Consider the following 20,733-nt stretch of genomic DNA (forward strand, 5'->3'; position numbering starts at 1 on the left):
CTTTCACTATCCACCAATGTAAGACATTTCAACTTTTGGACGTTTACTTGTACTTTCAACTGTTCTTTCATCTGAATATCGATCTGTTCTATATCGCCATGTATGTTGTAAAATTTTTAATAATGAGGCGTCAGAAATATTTTCTCGAAGAAGCGTTCGCAAATCCGTTCCTTTTGTTCCAAATAAACATGTAAAAAACTTACCGTCTGCCGAAATACGGGCTCTCGTACAAGAAGAACAAAATGACTCAGAAACAGAAGTAATAAATCCAACTTCTGCATCGCTCCCTACATATCGATACATTTTCGCAACCTCTCCAAAGTAACGAGGTTTAACAGGCTCAATCGGATATACACGATTAATCTTCTCTATTAATTGTTCCTTCGTAATAACTTGTTCAAAGTTCCAGCCGTTTGTACTGCCCACATCCATAAACTCTATAAAACGGAGCTGAATTTCTTTTTCTTTAAAGTAACGAGCCATATGAAGAATTTGACTATCATTCATTCCTTTTTTTACGACCATATTTACCTTTACTTCTAACCCTGCGTTCTTCGCTTCTTCAATTCCTTTTAATACAGGTTTTGTGCTTACATTTCGTCCATTTATTTTTTTGAAGACGTCATCCTCTATTGCATCTAAACTAATATTTACACGTTTTAATCCCGCGTCTTTTAACGCCTTAGCTTGTTTCGTTAAATGAATACCGTTTGTTGTGAGCCCAATATCTTTTAAGCCTTCTAACTTTGCAAGTCTTGCGATTAACTGCGGTAAGTCTTTACGCAATAACGGTTCGCCGCCAGTAAGCCTAATTTTATTGACTCCCATACTTATAAATAATCGTGCTAATCTTTCTATTTCATCGAACGTTAATAAAAACTCTTCCTTTAAAAAAGCGTAATCAGGTCCGAACACTTCAGCAGGCATACAATATGTGCACCTAAGATTACAACGATCAATAACTGAAATACGTAAATCTTGAAGTGGCCGCTTTAAAGAATCTTTCATGTTCTCATGCATCTATATCCCTTCTTTTCTGCTGCAATCCTTAGTAAGCTTTCGTTTTTTATTTGCCTTCATTATAAAAAAGAAGTTACATATTCAATGTGACTTTTCTCACATTACTTTCCCCATTCAAAAATTCTTCACAAATCCGTTCGAATTTTGTTCACATCTTTACTCTCATCCGCTTTGTCTATTGCATTTTTCAAACTAAAAACTGAAAATCTCTTCCCTTTACGGTCATTGAAATTTCAATTTATTTTTAAAATAGCTCTTGCATTTTCATCATACTTACACTCAAAATAGGAAATGTATTGCTTATAAGAAGAAAGGTGATCACTGTGGCAAACAGTATGACATTATCTCAAGATTTAAAAGAATTACTTGCATCTGTTGAATATAAAATGCAAATTAAAAAAGGTAGTTTTATTTTTCAAGAAGGTATGGAAGCAACTGAACTCTATATCATCCACTCCGGAAAAGTACAAATTAGTAAACTAAGTGCTGATGGGCAAGAATTGACACTCCGTATTTGTTCGGCATACGACATTATTGGAGAATTAACATTGTTCACGGACAATGCGAAGTATTTATTAAATTCAAAATGCCTTGAAGATGTTGAAGTAGGAGTTATAAAGCGTGAAGCCTTAGAAAAAGCATTACTCGAAAAGCCCGCTCTTGTATTTGAATTTATGAAATGGATTAGTGAACATTTAAGAAGAATGCAAACAAAGTTCCGAGATTTAGTATTACACGGCAAAAAAGGTGCCCTGTATTCTACTCTTATACGAATGACAAATAGTTACGGTGTATTAAAAGAAAATGGGATTCTCATCGATTTACCATTAACAAATCAAGAACTTGCTAATTTCTGTGCAACTTCACGTGAAAGTGTAAATCGAATGTTAAATGAATTAAAAAAGCAAGGTACAATTTCGATTCATAAAGGAAAGATTACAATCCACGATTTACAATTTTTAAAATGTGAAATTGCTTGTGAAGATTGCTCTGCTTCTGTTTGTAGCATTGATTAGCATCTAAATAAGATGCTAATCTTTTTTCAATTTAAACTACTTATTAACAGTTATTCCCTATATAAACAAAAACGAGGCCTTCCATATTAGACCTCGTTTCGTTTTAACCATTAGCTCCTATCCGTTTACAGCAGTATTATTTTTTCAACTCATTAGGAATACGTCTTCTGTAAATTACATAACTACGGCTTACATATTTAATTGGGGCACTAAATACATGTACAAGTCTTGTAAATGGCCATACTGCGAATAGACCCATCCCTGCAAGAATGTGAATTTTAAACCAAACTGGTACTTCCATCATATATTCAACTTTCGGTTGGAAAATAAAGAGACTTCGGAACCAAGGACCAATCGTTGTACGATAATCAAATCCTTTTGAATCGATATTTAAAAATGTTGAAGAAAGTCCTGCTAGCATTACGATAAGTAATAAAATAAGCGCAATATAATCTCCCTTTGTACTCGTTGCAATGATACGTTTTACTGTTACGCGGCGGTACGTTAATATAATTAAACCGATGATAGAAGCAACCCCTGCTGGAAGCCCGAAACTAATTGCTACTACATGATACATATGCTCAGAAATACCTATTGAACGGTATACAGCTTCTGGAATTAAAATCCCCATAACATGACCGCCAATTACGAACATAATCCCAAAGTGGAATAATAGACTTCCGATTCGGAGCATTTTTTTCTCTAATAGTTCACTAGATTTTGATGTCCATCCAAATTGATCATAGTTGTATCTGAAAATATGTCCACCGATAAAGATTGCAAAAATGATATAGGGAAACAACACCCATAGAAATTGATCCATCATTTTGACAACTCTCCTTTCTAATTTGTCTGTACACCCCATGTATCGATAGCGAGGAGAACAGCTCCAAGAATTGGTTCATACATACTGTCTGCTTCTTTTAACTGAACATGCAATGCTTGTATATTCTCCTTATATTTACCCATAATCGGTTCACTATCTTGTTCATCTGCATTTGCAAAAAACTCAAGTAATAGTGGTAAATAATCTGGTAGTTCTTTATCCGTTACTTCAAAACCAGATTTTTTATAATGCTGTTTTAACTCTAGTAATTCAATGCCTCTTTCTCTTTGTTCACCGGTGTTCATATACGTTAAATACATATTAGTCTTTTTACCAAAATCAAATGTATATACGTAACTATCAATAAGTTGATCATTCGTTTTATCTAGCGCTTGTTTTATAAATGCTGTAAGTGAAGTTTTAACTTCTTCCTGTTCAATCGCTTCAATCTCTTCTTGTAATTCTGTTACAGCTTCTCTCCACCCTAGTTCAGGGTAGGAGAGAAGAAAAGAAGAACAAGAAAAAGCAGTTTGTAAACTTTCTTTCATAATTTTCTGCCCCCTTTATTTAAGAAATTGTCATACAAGAGCCTGGTCCACCTGTGAAGGAAAGGCCACAGCTTCCTTGTTCGCTATATAAATCTGCAACTTGTTCGCGGTGAGACGTCGGGATGACAAAACGATCTTTATATTTCGCGATAGCAAGAAGACGATACATATCTTCTACATCCTGTTTCGTTAAGCCAAGTTCTTTTAATACAGCTTCATTTGGTTCTTTATTAATCTGCAATGCTCTCATATGCGTTCGCATAACGGCCATTTTCTTCAATGTAAGACGAATATGCGATTCATCCCCTGCAGTGAGTAGATTCGCTAAATATTGAATTGGAATACGCATATTATCGATAGCAGGGAAAATCTCTTCTGCTTGCCAGTTACTGCCTTTCCCTTCCACCATATTCATAATTGGGCTAAGCGGCGGAATATACCAAACCATCGGCATTGTACGGTACTCTGGATGAAGAGGCAGAGCAATTTTCCAATCGATAATCATTTTATAGATTGGTGACTGTTGTGCTGCTTTAATCCATTCTTCAGGAATGCCTTGTTTTTTCGCTTCAGCTGCCACTTCTGGATCATTTGGATCTAGGAAAACAGTAAGCTGAGATTCATATAAATCTTTTTCGTCTTCAACAGAAGCCGCTTCTTTTACTTTGTCAGCGTCATATAGCATTACCCCAATATACCTGATACGTCCCACACATGTTTCTGAACAAATTGTTGGCATACCAGCCTCAATACGTGGGAAACACATTGTACATTTTTCAGCTTTATTCGTTTGCCAGTTAAAATACACTTTTTTATATGGACAAGATGATACGCAGAACCTCCAAGCACGACATGCATTTTGATCTACAAGAACAATGCCGTCTTCTTCACGTTTATACATCGCACCAGATGGACAAGATGATACGCAAGACGGATTCATACAATGTTCACATATGCGTGGTAAATACATCATAAAGACGTTTTCAAAATCTGTTTTAATTTCTTCTTCCATTTTCTTTACGTTCGGATCTTGTAATCCTGTTATATGTCCACCAGCTAAATCATCTTCCCAGTTCGGACCCCATTCAATTTTGTCTATAAATTCGCCTGTAATTGCTGATTTCGGACGAGCAACTGGTTGATGCTTACGCTGCGGGCTATTTGTTAATGTTTCATAATCATAATTCCAAGGTTCAAAGTAATCATCAATTGTTGGTTGATCTGGATTGTGGAAAATGTTCATAAGACGTTTCATTTTCGAACCTGATTTCAGCTGAATTTCACCATTTTTCAATTCCCAGCCGCCTTTATATTTCTCTTGATCTTCCCATTGTTTCGGATAACCAATTCCAGGTTTCGTTTCTACGTTATTAAAGTACATATATTCCGCACCTGGACGATTTGTCCAGGTGTTTTTGCATGTTACGCTACAAGTATGGCAGCCGATGCATTTATCTAGGTTCATTACCATTCCGACTTGTGCTTTAATCTTCAAGCCAATCTACCTCCTTCAGTTTACGGATGACAACATTTAAGTCACGCTGATTCCCAGTCGGACCATAGTAGTTAAATCCATAGCTTAATTGGCCATATCCACCAATCATATGTGTTGGTTTAACATGAATACGGGTTGGACTATTATGCGTTCCCCCGCGGGTGCTTGTTAATTTCGTACCAGGCACGTTAATGTGGCGATCTTGTGCATGGTGCATAAATGCCATTCCTCTCGGTATACGGTGCGTTACGACAGCACGTGCTACAACAACACCGTTACGGTTAAAGCACTCGATCCAATCATTATCTGCGACGCCAGCTTCATTCGCATCATCTTTATTCATCCAAACAGTTGGACCACCTCTAAATAGCGTTAACATCGGTAATGAATCGAAGTACATACTATGAATCGACCACTTATTATGCGGTGTTAAATAGTTTAGTGTAATCTCTTTCCCTTCTACTTCAGGGCGTGACTTACGGAACGGTTTATGTTGCAGAATTGGTTTAAATGTTGCCATCGTTTCACCAAATTCTTTCATCATGTCATGGTCTAAGTAGAAAGATTGTCGACCAGTTATCGTTCTCCAAGGAATAAGACGTTCCACATTTGTTGTAAACGGTGAGTAACGTCGTCCACCTTTTTCTGAACCTGTAAAGGCCGGAGAAGTAATTACTGTTTTCGGTTGTGCTGTAATTTGTTCGAATGTAAAGCATTCTTCTTCACGTTCTTCTGCTAAATCACGTAATTTTAGATCTGTTTGTTTTTCAAGTGCTTCCCATGCTTTTACTGCCATATGACCGTTTGTTGTAGAAGAAAGCGTTAATACCGCTTCAGCAGCATTGATTGCTTCTTTTATGTCTGGGCAACCTTTCGCAATAGTATCCGTTCGAACAACTCCTAATTTGCTCTTTAATTGCTCATACTCTTTTTCTGCTGACCAAGAGATCCCTTTCGTACCAATCGGTTGTTTTCCGGCATTTGGTCCAAGTGCTGTCATTTTGTCATAAATCGTTTTATAATCCCTTTCAACAACATGAATTTGCGGCATCGTTTTACCCGGGATTGGTTCACACTCACCTTTGCTCCAATCTTTAATCTTGCCAAGTGGTTGCGCTAATTCTTGCGGTGTATCGTGAAGAAGTGGTGTTGCAACAACTTCTTTCATTGGTTCAAGATCAATCTTCTTCGCTAAATCTGAAACAGCTTTAGAAAGTGAAGTGAAAATATCCCAGTCAGAGCGTGCTTCCCAAGGTGAACCGATTGCTGGATTAAATGGATGTACAAATGGATGCATATCTGTACTACTTAAATCATGTTTTTCGTACCAAGTTGAAGCAGGTAAGACGATATCAGAATACAGTGCTGTTCCAGCCATACGGAAATCTAAATTAATGAGTAAATCAAGCTTCCCTTCTGGTGCTTCTTCATGCCACTTAATTTCTTCTGGTCGTAATGAATCACTATCGTCATTCATTAATCCGTTTGTTGTACCTAATAAATGTTTTAAGAAATATTCATGCCCTTTACCAGAACTTGAAATTAAATTCGCACGCCATACGAATAAGTTGCGCGGGAAGTTGTTTTTATTATCTGGATCTTCAATCGCAAATTTCAGTTCTTTTTCTTTTAATTTTTGTGCAACATATTTTCCGATTTCTTCTTGCGTTGTTGCGCCAGCAGCAACAGCTTCTTTATATAATTCAATTCCATTTTTCTCGAATGTCGGATAAGAAGGTAACCAGCCGAGTCGTGCTGCTAATACGTTGTAATCACCGTGATGTTGATAACGTGAGTTACCTTCAATTGGTGATGCTAAATGTCCAACAGGTGTATCTTCATAGCGCCATTGATCTGTTACGAAATAGAAGAAAGATGTACCATTTTGTAATTTTGGTGGCCCTTGCCAATCTTTTGCCATCGCGATTGTTTGCCATCCTTCTGCAGGTCGTAACTTTTCTTGACCAACATAATGCGCCCATCCCCCGCCGTTTACTCCTTGTGCTCCAACTAGAAGAACAAGATTTAAAACTGCGCGATAAATCGTATCAGAATTAAACCAATGGTTAATACCAGCTCCAACAATAATCATCGAGCGACCATTTGTATCAACGGCATTTTGTGCGAACTCACGAGCGATTTGAATAATTAGTTCTCGTTTCACTCCTGTCATTTTCTCTTGCCATGCAGGTGTAAACGGTACATCATCATTGAAGTCTTTCGGCTCTTGTCCGCCAAGCCCTCGGTTCACGCCGTAATTTGCTAACGTTAAGTCGTATACAGTTGTAACGAACACTTCGCCTTCTTCTGTCATAACCTTTTTCACTGGAATTGTACGTTCTAATACTTTGTTTCCATCATCAGAGAAGTACGGAATTTGTACCGTTCCAATCGATTCTTCCATTCCAAGTAAAGAAAGACGTGGATCAATCTTTTCACCTGTTTCTTCATCTTCTAAACGCAAGTTCCATTTCTTTTCGTTATCCCAACGTGAGCCCATTGTGCCTTGAGGTGTTGCAAAATCATTCGTGTTCTCGTTCCAAAGAACAGGTTTCCATTCTCCTAACTTCGTTTCGCGTCCAATATCAGCAGCGTTTAAGAAACGATCAGCAACGAATTGATCTCCTTTTTGTTTCAATGTGACAAAGAAAGGAAAATCAGTATATTGCTTCGCATACTTTGTGAAATATTCCACTTGATTATCTACGTAAAACTCTTGTAAGATCACATGCCCCATTGCCATCGCAAGTGCACCATCTGTACCTTGTTTCACACTAATCCAATCATCCGCAAACTTTGTAGATTCAGCGAAGTCAGGACTGACAGAAACGACTTTCGTTCCTTTATATCGAACCTCTGCTAAAAAGTGAGCATCTGGTGTTCTCGTCATCGGTACATTTGAACCCCATGTCATAATGTAACCAGAGTTATACCAGTCACTACTTTCTGGTACATCTGTTTGATCGCCCCAAATTTGCGGAGAAGCTGGTGGTAAATCTGCGTACCAATCATAGAAACTAAGCATCGGCCCACCCATAAGTTGCATAAAACGACTACCAGCAGCATGACTTAACATCGACATAGCTGGAATTGGTGAAAAGCCAACATTTCGGTCTGGACCGTATTTAATTACTGTATAAAGTAGAGAAGCTGAAACGAGTTGTAACACTTCATCCCAATTCGCACGAATGAATCCCCCTTTACCACGCGCCTGCTTATACGTACGTGCTTTTTCAGGGTTTTCCACAATACTTTTCCAAGCATCTAGTGGTGACTCGTTATTTTGTAGTTCCTCTTGCCACATACTCCAAAGAACACCACGTACATACGGATATTTCACACGAAGTGGACTATAAATGTACCAAGAAAAACTTGCTCCACGCGGGCATCCTCGTGGTTCAAAATCTGGCATATCAGGACCTGTAGTCGGATAGTTAAGCTCCTGCCCTTCCCAAGTTACAATTCCATCTTTCACATATATATTCCAGCTACATGAACCAGTACAGTTCACACCATGTGTAGAACGGATTACTTTATCATGCTGCCAACGCTTTCTGTACACATTCTCCCATTCGCGATCTTCATATGTTTCTTGTGTATGATTATCGTTATAACGATCTATTGGTGAAAAATATTTTAAACGTCTCATTAGTGCTGAAGGTTTCTTCTTCATACTGTTCACTCCTTTAATACGTCTCTCTTACATACCCTTACTATAAGAGAGGTTGTAAAATACAGATGTGACATTTCGCACAGTTCAAGAGATTGTCAAAAATTCAGTAGAAAATAAGGTTGTGAGAAAATCTTTTGTTCCGTTGTGAAGATTATGGTTAATCGTAATTATGAGGAGAATGGTATTTTGAGGTATCGACTATTTTTTCTTTATAAATATATGAAAAAGAGTTTTGATATTATTTCAAAACTGCCATAAGGAAAAGAGTATAAATTGTATGTAAGAAATTTTTTCCCAATGTTATTATTTTATATTGAGTCTGATTTTACATAAAACTACAAATCATTATTTACTGTATTGCCCTTAGTTACGGAAACAATTATACTAGATGTAATCGAAATAAATAATCTGAATATTCTCAGAATTTAAGGTAGACCTTTTGCTATCTACATATAGAATTAGAAATATGTCCACTAAATTGATTAGAAAACGATAATAACATTAGGAGGATTACGATGCCCCAGCTTGATTCATTACATCCCACTGTAGAAAAAATAATCAATAATATTGAAAAAATAATGGTCGGAAAACGAAAAGAAACAATCTTAGCTTTGACAGCTCTCTTAGCTGAAGGTCATGTGCTATTAGAAGATGTTCCTGGTGTCGGGAAAACAATGCTAGTACGTGCTCTTTCTAAATCCATTGATGCTAATTATAAGCGAATTCAATTTACACCTGATTTATTGCCTTCAGATGTAACAGGAGTTTCTATTTATAATCCGAAAGAGCTCCAATTTGAGTTCAAGCCTGGACCAATTATGGGGAATTTAGTACTTGCTGATGAAATTAATCGTACATCGCCAAAGACACAATCTGCTTTACTTGAATGTATGGAAGAAGGCAATATTACAATAGATGGCATTACAAGACCTTTACCAAAGCCATTCTTTGTCATGGCTACACAAAATCCGGTCGAATATGAAGGAACATATTCTCTACCAGAAGCTCAGCTCGATCGTTTCTTATTGAAACTAAAAATGGGATATCCTACACCAGAAGAAGAATTTGAAATTTTAAACCGAATGGAAAAAATAAATCCACTCTCTCAATTACAGGCCATTACTACAATAGAAGAATTACTTTATTTACAACAAAGCGTACGGGTAGTAAGTATGGACAAAGCAATTAAGCATTATATTGTAAAGCTTGTTAATCAGACTCGTACATACAGTTCTATACAGCTAGGTGCAAGTCCACGTGGCTCAATTGCTTTAATGAAAGCTTCACAAGCTTATGCATTTATCCATGGCAGAAATTATGTTATTCCAGACGATGTTAAATTTTTAGCCCCTTACGTTTTAGCGCATAGACTCATTTTAAAAATGGAAGCAAAATTTGAAGGAATAACTGGCGAACAAGTTATCGCAAAAATCGTTGCACGAACTACCGTTCCGACTCAAAGGACGATGAACCCTTGATGAAACGAATACTGCTAGCACTATATCACGTTACGAAGTTATTGCTACTCCCTTTATGCCTAGTCTTAACATTTGTGTACGCTATGTTTCAAGGAGGGTTTGTAAGTTGGTTTTTATTTTACAGCACAATTCCCATTGCTCTTTATTCACTACTACTACCCTTCTACGCTTTACGGGACGCTGAAGTAAAGCGAATAACAAACAAAAATGGGTATGTAGTAGGAGAACAATTTGTAAGCACGATTACAATAAAAAGAAAATTTCCTTTTCCCTTACTTTATTTAGTTATAGAAGATGAACTGCCACCACAATTTATAAGTTGTAAACAAACAAAGATGAATAAGGTAGTACTCTTCCCAGGATTGAAACGACATATTTCGTTTCAATATGTTATTGATACAATCTCTAGAGGCGAGCACACTTTTTCAAGCGTTCGTGTCAAAACTGGCGATTTATTCGGCATGATGGAGAAAGAAGTAACTTTTTCAGTTCCAGATACATTTTTAGTCTATCCCCACTATGTAGATATAACGTATCGACAATTGGAAAATCATTTCGAACAAGGAGCGCTTTCAGCAAATATAAATTCAGCAAAAGACTCTACAATCTCTGTCGGTGTCAGAGACTATAAACCTGGTGATCGCTTCTCATGGATTGATTGGAAAGCAACTGCACGAACAAACAATATTATGACAAAAGAGTTTGAACAACAGCGCAGCCATAATATCATGATATTCATAGACAGAACCGAGTCTCCTCTATTCGAATCAGTCGTCACATTTACTGCCTCTATCGTAAGGGCTGTCTTGAAACAAAATTCACCAGCATCATTCGTGTCTATTGGAAAAGAACAAACTATTTTCCCTTTAGACAATGGAGATACGCAATTACAACAAATCCTTTGTCATTTAGCAAAAGTACAAGCAGACAGTGTATTCCCGCTCTCTCAGAGTGTAGACATGGAACTAAGAAAAATTTATGAGCCCGTCACGGTTATACTCGTGACAAGTAATCTTTCTCCCGATATTCAAAAGGCGGCTGATTGTGCTGCTATAAGAAATAGAAAATGTATGATTTTTGTCGTGAAAGAAAAAGCGAATCAACTTTCACACCGAGAACTCAGTATACTAGAAACTCTAAAAAAACGACAAATATTTGTAAACACGGTTTATGAAAACCGGTATACAAACGTGTTTTTTGAGGTGAGCAAATGATAACATTACAAGCAAAATACAAGTGGGATACGAATAGATTCTTCATGCATACATGTGTATTTCTTCTTTTACTAGAATGGCTAAGACCTCTTATAGGTATTACAAATGTAGGTAGATTAGATATTTTCGTAACATTTATAGGAATTTGCTTCGCTCTCTCTTTTTTTCAAACGAGGTGGCAGATTCCAATAAAAATTGTCACAGTCTTATTTATCATTCATTCCCTATATTATAAAAATGCTTTTATAAATCCATCTTGGCTAACAACATTCTTTTCTGATATGTTTCGAAATTCCTCCCTGTTTTTCCAAGGGAATTTACTAGATATTTCTCCAGTTTTTCCGACAGTTTTATTTTTTCTCTCATTTTGGTTTTTGAGTTCTTTCACTTCATTTTGGATTATTCATAAAAAACGTGGGTTTCTATTTCTTGTATTGACTATTATTTATATCGCAACTTTTCATAACTTACATTTATACAATGCAAACTACGCTATTATTCGTACTGTTGTCATCGGCTCTTTTATGGTTAGTCTTCTTCAAGTAGAACGAATAAAAGAGCGCGAACACTTACAAAATTATGCTAGGGAAATCTCAAAATTACTTAGACCACTTACAATATTTATTGCATTATTAGCAACCATCGCATACTTTGCTCCAAAATTTGGCCCTCAATGGCCAAACTCAATGGATTTTTTAAAATTCAACACATCTGAAGCAAGTAAAGAACAAAAAGTTTCTACAATTGGGTATGGTTTAGATGACTCGCGATTAGGTGGTCCTTTTAAGGCGGATCCTACAATTGTTTTCACAGCACAAGCGCAAAACAAACAATATTGGAGAGTAGAAACAAAAGATTTTTATACAGGAAAAGGCTGGGGAATTTCTGAAAATCCGAAAAAGGTTTCTTTTAAAAATAAAAACGACGTCGTAAGCTGGTATGAACAAAATACAAAAACGGAAACTACTGAGGCAACAATTACCATGCAAAAAAGTTACCCTCACCTTACCTATCCAGCAGGATTAGTATCAGTTGAGGCTTCTTCTGATGTATCATACAGTGTTGACCCGTTTTCAGAAAAAATTTATACGATGAATGGAGACTCTTCTACTACTTTAAATTCGTATAAAGTAACATATGAGATCCCTGAGTTTTCCATAGAAAACTTGAAAGCTGTAAAAGCAAATGCAGGTCAAGAAACAAATCCTTATTTTATGACAAAGTACACACAACTTCCCGAGTCATTACCACAGCGCGTAAAAGACTTGGCTGTTAATCTTACAAATGATAAAGACAACCGGTATGATAAAGTATTAGCTATTGAAAATTACTTCACAGACAACTCTTTTACATACGAATCAACGAATGTCTCATTCCCTGCCAAAAGCCAAGATTATGTAGATCAATTCCTTTTCGATACAAAAAGCGGCTACTGTAATAATTTTTCGACGTCTATGATTGTACTACTTCGTTCTGCCGGGATTCCTGCTCGCTGGGTAAAAGGCTATACAGAAGGAACTCTTGACAATACACTTGCCTCTGCAAAAGGTGAGGATGTTTATACAATCACGAACGATAACGCACACTCTTGGGTCGAAGTATATTTCCCAGGATACGGATGGATTCCATTCGAACCAACAAAAGGATTTACCAATCCCTATAATTTTATAAATAATACGCCTGCTCCTATTTCACAAAATAGCGAAGCAAATAATTCTAATAACGAGCAAACGCATCAACGAAATAATGAAGCAAAACTTAAAAGTTTAATAGAAAATACAGAAGAAGCTTCTACTAAAAAGTTCACAAATTCTAAAACTAATTTTTCTTGGTGGTACGTATTCCTCTCTACGATACTAATTAGTATTATGGGATACATTCTCTTCACCACTAGAATGAAATGGATAACATTTCTTATTATTCATTTCTATAAATACCGAAAAGATGATGCTGTTTATCAAAAAGCTTACGGTGCACTTTTAAAACAATTTGCGAGAATTGGCATACCACGGGGTGAAAGTCAAACATTCCGAGAATACGCTCTCCATATCGATACACTTTACAACTCGGCCGATATGCAACAACTTACTGCCAGTTATGAGAACGCTATGTATCAACAAGGGCAGGCTGCAGCAGAATGGAAGAAATCCGTACATTTATGGGAAGTGCTTATGAAAAAAGCAGCTTCTCCACCTAAATCCGATGGCTTTGATACAGTTATTTAATCTTGAAAATTTGAATTTAAAGAAAACGTCTCAAAGAACTACATTGTTCTTTGAGACGTTTTTTAATAAAGTGAAACTCCTACTTATTCCCCAAGCACCTTCTCAATCTCAACCTCTAAATCTACCGGCTTCGTCTGCGGAGCAAAACGCCCTACTACTTTCCCGTCTTTTCCGATTAAAAACTTCGTAAAATTCCATTTCACTGCTTTCATACCAAGTAAACCTGGTGCTTGTTCTGTCATGTATGTATATAGAGGGTGAGCCTTATCACCTTTCACATCAACCTTTGCAAACATCGGGAAGTTTACACCGTAGTTTAATTCACAAAAACTAGTAATGTCCGCTTCTGTACCTGGTTCTTGTCCCCCGAATTGGTTACAAGGAAATCCGAGTATTTCGAGTCCTTGGTCTTTATATTTATCATATACCTCTTGTAATCCTTTATATTGTGGTGTGAAACCACATTTGCTAGCTACATTGACAATAAGAAGTGCTTTTCCTTCGTAATCTTTTAACGATTTTTCTTCACCTGTAATTTTTTTAGCTGAAAAATCATAAACTGTCATTGTCTTTGCCCCTCTCTTCACTATCATTCTATGTTTATACTATACTACATTCGTGAATATACAGCTCTTATTACGTACTTATAAGTTGTAATGATAACGCTTTATTTCTGTTCGAAAATTCGACACAAACTACTAGACTTTTATGATGGAAAGTTTTACAATTGAAATGTGAACAAAATGTGACAGTTTATATTCCATTATAAAAGAAAAGGATGGTGTTCATTATGAAAACTGCACAACATGAAACGATTTCAAATCGCGAGTTTTATTTCGTACTATATATGATGTTATTGTATGTTACTGGCTGGGTAATCGATGTAAATGGTTTATTCTTAAGCTCCTACTTTAATTTAGCAGGAGAGATTATGCTTCCATTAGTTGGCGGGATTGTTGGACTGTTCATTATGTCTATTAATAAACAACAAACGAAATAATAGTATTACAAAAAGGCAGAAGACGAGCTTCGTTTTCTGCCTTTTTTCTATTTTAGCGTATAATAAAAACATGCAGTATATAAGGAGTGTTAACTATGAAAAAAGTAGAGCAATTATCTTCTCACCTATATCTTATTGATGATTTCGATTTACAGCATAATGAACGAACAGGTACGTACGTTTTATTAGGTGACGATATTACTTTAATTGAAACTTGTGCAGCCCCTTCTCTTCCGTATATTTTAGAAGGCTTACAACAATTACATATTGATTTAAACGATGTTAAAAACATTATCGTTACACATGTGCATTTAGATCACGCTGGCGCAGCTGGTTTAATGATGGAAAAGTGCCCAAATGCTACGTTATATGTGCATTCTCGTGGTGCTCGTCATATGATTGATCCAACAAAACTTATTTTAGGTGCAAAAGCTGTCTACAAAGAAGATTTCGATAAACTCTTTGATCCAATTCTTCCAATTGAAGAAGAACGTGTTCATATTGTACAACATGGTGATACGTTAAAAATTGCAAAAGACCGCACCCTTACATTTTATGATACACCAGGACATGCGAAGCACCATATTAGCATTCATGATTCATTAACAAACGGGATTTTTACTGGCGATACAATTGGAATTTATTATAGAGAACTCGCAGACGTTGATGTAGAGTTATATCTACCATCAACGTCCCCTTCACAATTCCAACCAGATGCGATGATTACTTCTAAAAATCACATTCAAAGTATGAATGTAGATACTATTTATTTCGGTCATTACGGCGCATCCTCTCATGTTACAGAAGTATATAGTCAACTGGAATATTGGCTACCTATTTTCGTTCATACTGGTAAGGAAGTCTTTGAAAAGTATAATGATTTCGATGAAGCAACTAAAGCTTTACAAACTTTGTTAATGGATAAAATCTCTTCTCATCTTACAAAGTTAAACGTTCCATCAGATCATTCCGTTTATAATATTTTACATCTAGATATAGAAATTAGCGCAATGGGCATTATTGATTATTTCACGAAGCAAGAAAAATCAAACTCCACTATTAACTAACAGTAAAAGAAGAGATATACAACAGTAGTTATTGTATATCTCTTCTTTTTTTGAATATATTTTGAGTAAAGGATGGTGGAATATAATGCAAAAATTGATGCTATACCTCTGCTTCACATTATTTATCGTCTTATTATTATTTGTCGGAGTGAAAATTCAATTTTATTTAGATACAGACGCTCAAGTGAACTTTAACGTTTATCCAAGATTATTCTACTTTACACTCTTCCCTCTTATAGTTGGTATTTTATTACGATTCCTTCAATCTGTTAATCGCGAAACGAGTAAACAAAACTGGAGCTTTCAACCGGATAAGTTTATCGCTATTACAGTGCCTACACTATTAATTTCCTTTTCCCCTGCACTACTCTTTTCACCACTTGGCGAATACCTACCTTATTTAGCTAATGTTATTCTTATAAATACAACTTTTGTTACGATAATTAGTTTAATAGCTGGTTATTCACTTTTAGATTGTTTTATACAAAAGGACAATGCAACGATGAAAAAATATAATTGAATGCTTTATTTTCTTTTAATAAAGAAAGCTCAAAGCTAAAGCTTTGAGCTTTTTACTTATCTCACCTTTTCATCTACATATTCCATAAACTGCTCCGCTTTAATAAATCTTTCTTTGTACGCCTCAGGTACTTCTTCTACTTTTATTGCACCAGTTGATTTTGTCTTCACTCGTACTATTTCATGTGTCATTAAAGCTTCCATATAGCGATCAAACTCTTCTTGCGTTAATACTTCTTTACTAGATTTATGACCATTTAATTTATCAAAGTATGGTTGAAGGCGCATACTTACCTTTTTCATTTCTTCTCTTTTTGCTGGTGATAATCCATCATAATCTATATTACCGTTCGAATCTCCGTACGCAAGCTTTGCATTTGTTAATTTTTTTAGTTCTTTTGTAAACTCCTCATATTCCTTCGTGCCCATTTCATCTTTCGCTTCTGATAACTTTGCATTAAAACGCATATACGCTTCTAACGTCATCGCTCCGGCGTGTTTTTTTAAATTCTCAAAAGATCCGTATATACCATCCGCCATAATAGATTGATATGCAAAACCGGTCGTAGGGATTAAAAATGCTGCTGCAAGCACTCCGGCGATAAAACGTTTCTTCACCTTACTTCCCCCGCGATTCATTTTGATTTGAACAATTACTTTTTCTTTTAACTCCGGCGGGGCAACAATCCCTTTTACTTCTTCTTGCATAGATTCTCTAATTCTACAATCTAAACTCATTTTACATTCCCTACCTCTCCTAAAAAGATTTCTTCTACTTGCTCTTTTTGACGTAGTTTCTTTAATGCCGCATGAATTCTAGATTTCACAGTACCAATTGGAATATGTAATATTTGTGCTACTTCTTCTTGTGAATAATCGTGTAAATATCTTAAGATAATAACTTGTTTCAATTTATACGGTAATTTATGAATGAGTTCGATTAGTTTTTGGTTTGATATTTTACTTACAACATCGTTAGAAAAATCAATTTGTACTGGTTTTCTTTGCTCTTCTGCTTTTTTCATAATTCGTAGTCGCATCCACCTCTTTCTTCTATAAGAGTGAATTTGTTTAATCGCAAGCCCAATTAGCCAAGGGCGAAATGGCTTCTCACTGTCATATTTACGAAGCGATTCATATAGCTGTATGTATACTTCTTGAACGACATCATCTACATCTGTTTTATCTTCTATTAAAAAATGTGCTGTTTTATATACTTCTTGAATCGTTACATCATACAATTCGCTATATGCTTCTTTATTTCCTGATAAAGTTAATCGAATTAAATGTGCGTAATCTATTTCACCCTTCATATTCCAGCCCTCCTTTGTCTTACACTATATATTGGCAAGTAATTCATATTTCGTTCGATTTTTCCGAAATTTTTTTATATAAATTAATATAATGATCCAATGAGTTCATAAGCTTCACTTATAACCACGCATAACTATTATATAATTTTCCAATTTCTGATAAAGATTTAAAATGATTTATATAGTCAAATTTAGGAGGATATATGATGAAAGCTATCGTTGTAACGTCGTTCGGTGATCCTGAAGTGATGAAATATACAGATGTGGATATGCCGACTATTTCAGAAGATCAAGTTTTAATTCGCGTTTTTGCTACTAGTGTAAATTTCGCTGATATTAAATCACGTTATGGCAAAAAAGGAAATAAAGCACTACCTTTTATTCCAGGTATAGATGCCACTGGTATTGTAGAACGTGTCGGTTCTCAAGTTAAAAATATTCACCCTGGACAACGTGTCATTGCTTTTCCTCAAAATGGATCCTACGCAGAGTACGTTGTTTCAAATGAAAATCTCACTTTCGTTTTACCCCATGAAGTCGACTTTCAAACTGCAGCTGCTTGTCCGATCGTATCTTTCACAAGCTATAATTTACTTGCCAATGTAGCAAGACTTCAACAAGGTGAATCTGTTCTAATTCATGCAGCCGCTGGAGGAATTGGTACTACTGCGATTCAACTCGCAAAATTATTAGGGGCTAAAAAAGTAATCGGGACTGTAGGAAGTGTAGCAAAAAAAGAAATTGCTTTAGATGCTGGAGCTGATTATGTTATTTGTCATCAAGATGAAAATTTTGTAGAGAAAGTCAATGAGCTGACAAACGGTGAAGGGGTCGATGTAATTTTAGATTCTATTTCTGGAACTGTCTCTGAAAGAAGTTTAAACTGCCTTGCTTATTACGGTCGCCTCGTTCATTTCGGTAATGCTAGTGGTGAAATTGGTAACTTTCAAACGAAAGATTTACATGCAAGTTGCCGCTCTATACTCGGTTTTAGCTTTGGGACCACACGAAAAAAGCGTCCTGAACTGCTCCAAGAAACTGCAAATGAAGTTTTCCGTTATTTACATGACGGACGTTTACAAATTAAGGCTACGAAATCTTTTCCACTTCAAGATGCAGGGAAAGCACATGAATGGGTCGAAAGTAGAAAAAGTACAGGGAAAGTAATACTAACTGTTCAGTCTTCTTCCTGAAATGAATACTTGAAACAGAGGTGGCATTCATGGGATCACGAATTATGCATGTTATTATCGCTAACGGTATTGCTGAGAAACTATCTATTCAAGATAAAACTTCTTTCTTACTTGGAGGGGTAGCCCCTGATGCGGTTCATTCAGCAGAAGAAAAAGGAACTTCACACTTTTACGCTGGTACGACGAAAAACTATACGAGAAGGATAGATTTCAATTCTTTTTTTCAAAAATATAAAGTTCATATGGATTCCCCTTTTCTCTTAGGTTATTACACCCATCTCATTGCCGATGATAATTGGCTAAGTGGCTTTTTTCTACCATGGCTAAAAAATAGAATAGAAAATGACGAAACCATCGCACCCCTGTACTATAACGATTTTAAATTGTTAAATGCAAAGTTGCTTCATCATTACGATAAAGAACAACAGCTCTTCTCTCTTCTCAATCAAGAGGCTCACATTGTGGATATTGAAGAGGTTTCTAAAGAAAACGTTTTAGCTTTTCGAAAGTATCTTTTTGAAGATATGTTGTATCCCGAGCAACATTTGCATGAAGCCTTACAGGTGTTTACGTTTAATCAAATTGTCGGTTACATTGAAACTGCTATTGAAAAAGGTGCATTTTTTATTACACAACTCTCTCATGAAAAATCCACTTCAAAGATTTAATCCCCCTCAATATATTTGAGGGGGATTTTCACATAGCAATATTATTATTGGTTCTTCTCCATAACCGCAAAATAATTCCCTTCACTATCAGCAAAGTTAAACACTTTACCAGAAGGCATAGTTACCATTTCTCCAACAGTAACATTTTTATTTTTTAAACCTGCATATAATTGATCCAGATTTTCTGAGAAGAACATTAAGGACGGTGTACCAAGATTTAATTCTGGGCTCATTTTCGAAATAACTTCTTTATTATGTAATATAATGCTCGTTTCAGCACCATTAGTTGGAGCAATTTCAATCCATCTCATTCCTTGTTTGTTATCTTCCTCTGCAACTACATGAAACCCTACCTTTTCCGTCCAAAAATTTACTGCCTCATCTTGATTATTTACATATAACATAATTTGTCCTACTTTATGAATCATTTGTATTCCTCCTATTGTTTTTTTACATTCTATGTAGCTTTCTACAGCTGGTATCGTTATTCCTTTTGAGTTGGTATGTACTTCTTTGCAAAATTTATCGACTGACTCATCCCATCCAGTTCGTCAAAATAATTGTTTCTTTCAATCATGTTATATCCGTCGAATCCAATTTCATCTAATACTTTGAAGAATATATCGAAATCCACTTCACCATTTCCTACTGCTACTTCTATATACTTACTTGAACTATTACTTTTCACTTCTTTACAATCTTTAATATGAGTTTGTACTATATAATCTTTTAATAGTAATAAACCTTCTAACGGATTTTCATTTACATCACTTATTAAATTTGCTGGGTCAAAGTTAACAGCTAGTCCTTTCGAGTTTGCATTTTCTAAAAATCGTTTTAATACTATTGCTTTTTCAGATCCTGTCTCAATAGCAAAGACTCCCCCAAATTTGAATGCTAATTCCCCTATCTCATAACAAACCCGCACCATTTTATCATAGCTCTCACTTTTTTCATCATCTGGAACTTTCCCAATATGAGCTGTTATTATCTTTGCTCCCAGCTCCAAACCTCTGTCAGTAATATATTTAATCTGATTTATTGCACTGTCAGCTTCTGTTCCTGTAATTCCATTTTCTCCAAAACTAATTGCTAATGATGGAATCTTTATCCCATTAAAAGATAAGCTTTTCTTTAAAGCAGTCCATTCTACCACTGGAATATTAGCTAAGTTGAAGTTTTTATTCATAGCATATAATTGAATATATTCTAAATCCCATTCCCTTGCTTTTTGTATTCCTTCGTTTACTTCAATATGTTTCGTATTCAAAAACATTCCTAATTTCCTATCCATATATGTACCTTCTTTTTATTATTTCGCATCAGTTTAATATTCGACTTTTTTATATTACTTCCTTGTACAAACTAAATGAGAAATGATTCACCCTTATCGATATTTCTTATAAGATAGATACATTTAAATTCCCTTTGTTATTCAATTACAAACAAAAAGACGTAACTATAAATAGTTACGCCTT

General features: G+C 35.6%; 19 protein-coding genes. 9 read left to right on the top strand and 10 right to left on the bottom strand.

The window, feature by feature from the left end:
* Positions 1-6 precede the first annotated feature (6 nt).
* Positions 7-1,020 carry a GTP 3',8-cyclase MoaA gene (gene moaA / locus ACODS7_RS02475; protein ID WP_243168128.1) on the bottom strand — a complete coding sequence of 338 codons (1,014 nt, stop codon included), beginning with the start codon at positions 1,018-1,020 and terminating at the stop codon, positions 7-9.
* Between the two features lie 323 nt (positions 1,021-1,343).
* On the opposite strand from moaA, the gene ACODS7_RS02480 reads away from it, so the two are divergent.
* Complete coding sequence (locus ACODS7_RS02480) at positions 1,344-2,036, top strand: Crp/Fnr family transcriptional regulator (RefSeq protein WP_088114860.1); 693 nt, start codon at positions 1,344-1,346, stop codon at positions 2,034-2,036.
* Positions 2,037-2,172: 136 nt separating this feature from the next.
* Here ACODS7_RS02480 and narI read toward each other — a convergent pair whose 3' ends face one another.
* Genes narI through ACODS7_RS02500 form a run of 4 tightly spaced genes read right to left on the bottom strand, consistent with a single transcriptional unit; the run spans position 2,173 to position 8,578 of the window.
* The gene (gene narI, locus ACODS7_RS02485; RefSeq protein ID WP_000969213.1) at positions 2,173-2,862 is read right to left on the bottom strand and encodes a respiratory nitrate reductase subunit gamma; all 690 of its coding nucleotides are present in this window, start codon (positions 2,860-2,862) and stop codon (positions 2,173-2,175) included.
* A gap of 17 nt (positions 2,863-2,879) precedes the next feature.
* Positions 2,880-3,410 carry a nitrate reductase molybdenum cofactor assembly chaperone gene (gene narJ, locus ACODS7_RS02490; RefSeq protein WP_029442171.1) on the bottom strand — a complete coding sequence of 177 codons (531 nt, stop codon included), beginning with the start codon at positions 3,408-3,410 and terminating at the stop codon, positions 2,880-2,882.
* 19 nt (positions 3,411-3,429) lie between these two features.
* Entirely contained in the window at positions 3,430-4,905 is a 1,476-nt protein-coding gene (gene narH / locus ACODS7_RS02495; protein WP_098139129.1) for a nitrate reductase subunit beta, read from the bottom strand.
* Positions 4,895-8,578, bottom strand: a complete 3,684-nt coding sequence (locus ACODS7_RS02500; RefSeq protein ID WP_029442169.1) for a nitrate reductase subunit alpha — start codon at positions 8,576-8,578, stop codon at positions 4,895-4,897. Before ACODS7_RS02500 ends, narH begins: the two co-directional genes overlap by 11 nt.
* Positions 8,579-9,093: 515 nt before the next feature.
* On the opposite strand from ACODS7_RS02500, the gene ACODS7_RS02505 reads away from it, so the two are divergent.
* From ACODS7_RS02505 to ACODS7_RS02515, 3 genes are read left to right on the top strand one after another with little or no spacing between them, the layout of a single operon-like run.
* Positions 9,094-10,056 (top strand): AAA family ATPase, encoded by a 963-nt coding sequence (locus ACODS7_RS02505; RefSeq protein ID WP_016081886.1) that lies wholly within the window; start codon positions 9,094-9,096, stop codon positions 10,054-10,056.
* On the top strand, positions 10,056-11,270 hold the full coding sequence (locus ACODS7_RS02510; RefSeq protein WP_098629199.1) for a DUF58 domain-containing protein: 1,215 nt from the start codon (positions 10,056-10,058) through the stop codon (positions 11,268-11,270). The genes ACODS7_RS02505 and ACODS7_RS02510 overlap by 1 nt, the downstream gene beginning before the upstream one ends.
* Positions 11,267-13,495, top strand: coding sequence for a transglutaminase TgpA family protein (locus ACODS7_RS02515; protein WP_098629200.1), 2,229 nt, complete (start codon positions 11,267-11,269; stop codon positions 13,493-13,495). Before ACODS7_RS02510 ends, ACODS7_RS02515 begins: the two co-directional genes overlap by 4 nt.
* A gap of 83 nt (positions 13,496-13,578) precedes the next feature.
* On the opposite strand, the gene bsaA is transcribed toward ACODS7_RS02515, so the two are convergent.
* Positions 13,579-14,061 (bottom strand): glutathione peroxidase, encoded by a 483-nt coding sequence (bsaA, locus tag ACODS7_RS02520; protein WP_029442166.1) that lies wholly within the window; start codon positions 14,059-14,061, stop codon positions 13,579-13,581.
* A gap of 224 nt (positions 14,062-14,285) precedes the next feature.
* Between bsaA and ACODS7_RS02525 the strand changes: the two genes are divergently transcribed.
* The 3 genes from ACODS7_RS02525 (at position 14,286) to ACODS7_RS02535 (ending at position 16,082) form a co-directional block, all read left to right on the top strand.
* Positions 14,286-14,495: a DUF3925 domain-containing protein gene (locus ACODS7_RS02525; protein ID WP_000844984.1), complete on the top strand. Its 210-nt coding sequence runs from the start codon at positions 14,286-14,288 to the stop codon at positions 14,493-14,495.
* A 95-nt stretch (positions 14,496-14,590) separates the two neighbouring features.
* On the top strand, positions 14,591-15,562 hold the full coding sequence (locus tag ACODS7_RS02530; protein ID WP_243168129.1) for an MBL fold metallo-hydrolase: 972 nt from the start codon (positions 14,591-14,593) through the stop codon (positions 15,560-15,562).
* 85 nt (positions 15,563-15,647) lie between these two features.
* Complete coding sequence (locus ACODS7_RS02535; RefSeq protein ID WP_098629202.1) at positions 15,648-16,082, top strand: hypothetical protein; 435 nt, start codon at positions 15,648-15,650, stop codon at positions 16,080-16,082.
* 56 nt (positions 16,083-16,138) lie between these two features.
* Here ACODS7_RS02535 and ACODS7_RS02540 read toward each other — a convergent pair whose 3' ends face one another.
* Together ACODS7_RS02540 and ACODS7_RS02545 are read right to left on the bottom strand one after the other, a co-directional pair.
* Positions 16,139-16,819, bottom strand: a complete 681-nt coding sequence (locus tag ACODS7_RS02540) for a DUF3600 domain-containing protein (RefSeq protein WP_098629203.1) — start codon at positions 16,817-16,819, stop codon at positions 16,139-16,141.
* Positions 16,816-17,394: a sigma-70 family RNA polymerase sigma factor gene (locus tag ACODS7_RS02545; protein WP_050843373.1), complete on the bottom strand. Its 579-nt coding sequence runs from the start codon at positions 17,392-17,394 to the stop codon at positions 16,816-16,818. The genes ACODS7_RS02540 and ACODS7_RS02545 overlap by 4 nt, the downstream gene beginning before the upstream one ends.
* A 206-nt stretch (positions 17,395-17,600) precedes the next feature.
* On the opposite strand from ACODS7_RS02545, the gene ACODS7_RS02550 reads away from it, so the two are divergent.
* Both ACODS7_RS02550 and ACODS7_RS02555 read left to right on the top strand, forming a co-directional pair.
* On the top strand, positions 17,601-18,587 hold the full coding sequence (locus tag ACODS7_RS02550; RefSeq protein ID WP_098629204.1) for a quinone oxidoreductase family protein: 987 nt from the start codon (positions 17,601-17,603) through the stop codon (positions 18,585-18,587).
* Between the two features lie 29 nt (positions 18,588-18,616).
* Entirely contained in the window at positions 18,617-19,255 is a 639-nt protein-coding gene (locus tag ACODS7_RS02555; protein ID WP_098629205.1) for a zinc dependent phospholipase C family protein, read from the top strand.
* A gap of 44 nt (positions 19,256-19,299) precedes the next feature.
* Here the strand turns inward: ACODS7_RS02555 and ACODS7_RS02560 are convergent, their stop codons facing one another.
* Together ACODS7_RS02560 and ACODS7_RS02565 are read right to left on the bottom strand one after the other, a co-directional pair.
* Complete coding sequence (locus ACODS7_RS02560) at positions 19,300-19,683, bottom strand: VOC family protein (protein WP_000581475.1); 384 nt, start codon at positions 19,681-19,683, stop codon at positions 19,300-19,302.
* A gap of 56 nt (positions 19,684-19,739) precedes the next feature.
* Complete coding sequence (locus ACODS7_RS02565; RefSeq protein ID WP_110496516.1) at positions 19,740-20,549, bottom strand: sugar phosphate isomerase/epimerase family protein; 810 nt, start codon at positions 20,547-20,549, stop codon at positions 19,740-19,742.
* Between the last annotated feature and the right edge of the window lie 184 nt (positions 20,550-20,733).

Source organism: Bacillus sp. FG16, assembly GCF_057809515.1.

Coding starts and splice junctions, on each gene's coding strand:
- moaA (WP_243168128.1), bottom strand. CDS start 1,020: ATGCATGAGAACATGAAAGATTCTTTAAAGCGGCCACTTCAAGATTTA.
- narI (WP_000969213.1), bottom strand. CDS start 2,862: ATGATGGATCAATTTCTATGGGTGTTGTTTCCCTATATCATTTTTGCA.
- narJ (WP_029442171.1), bottom strand. CDS start 3,410: ATGAAAGAAAGTTTACAAACTGCTTTTTCTTGTTCTTCTTTTCTTCTC.
- ACODS7_RS02500 (WP_029442169.1), bottom strand. CDS start 8,578: ATGAAGAAGAAACCTTCAGCACTAATGAGACGTTTAAAATATTTTTCA.
- ACODS7_RS02505 (WP_016081886.1), top strand. CDS start 9,094: ATGCCCCAGCTTGATTCATTACATCCCACTGTAGAAAAAATAATCAAT.
- ACODS7_RS02510 (WP_098629199.1), top strand. CDS start 10,056: ATGAAACGAATACTGCTAGCACTATATCACGTTACGAAGTTATTGCTA.
- ACODS7_RS02515 (WP_098629200.1), top strand. CDS start 11,267: ATGATAACATTACAAGCAAAATACAAGTGGGATACGAATAGATTCTTC.
- bsaA (WP_029442166.1), bottom strand. CDS start 14,061: ATGACAGTTTATGATTTTTCAGCTAAAAAAATTACAGGTGAAGAAAAA.
- ACODS7_RS02525 (WP_000844984.1), top strand. CDS start 14,286: ATGAAAACTGCACAACATGAAACGATTTCAAATCGCGAGTTTTATTTC.
- ACODS7_RS02530 (WP_243168129.1), top strand. CDS start 14,591: ATGAAAAAAGTAGAGCAATTATCTTCTCACCTATATCTTATTGATGAT.
- ACODS7_RS02535 (WP_098629202.1), top strand. CDS start 15,648: ATGCAAAAATTGATGCTATACCTCTGCTTCACATTATTTATCGTCTTA.
- ACODS7_RS02540 (WP_098629203.1), bottom strand. CDS start 16,819: ATGAGTTTAGATTGTAGAATTAGAGAATCTATGCAAGAAGAAGTAAAA.
- ACODS7_RS02545 (WP_050843373.1), bottom strand. CDS start 17,394: ATGAAGGGTGAAATAGATTACGCACATTTAATTCGATTAACTTTATCA.
- ACODS7_RS02550 (WP_098629204.1), top strand. CDS start 17,601: ATGAAAGCTATCGTTGTAACGTCGTTCGGTGATCCTGAAGTGATGAAA.
- ACODS7_RS02555 (WP_098629205.1), top strand. CDS start 18,617: ATGGGATCACGAATTATGCATGTTATTATCGCTAACGGTATTGCTGAG.
- ACODS7_RS02560 (WP_000581475.1), bottom strand. CDS start 19,683: ATGATTCATAAAGTAGGACAAATTATGTTATATGTAAATAATCAAGAT.
- ACODS7_RS02565 (WP_110496516.1), bottom strand. CDS start 20,549: ATGGATAGGAAATTAGGAATGTTTTTGAATACGAAACATATTGAAGTA.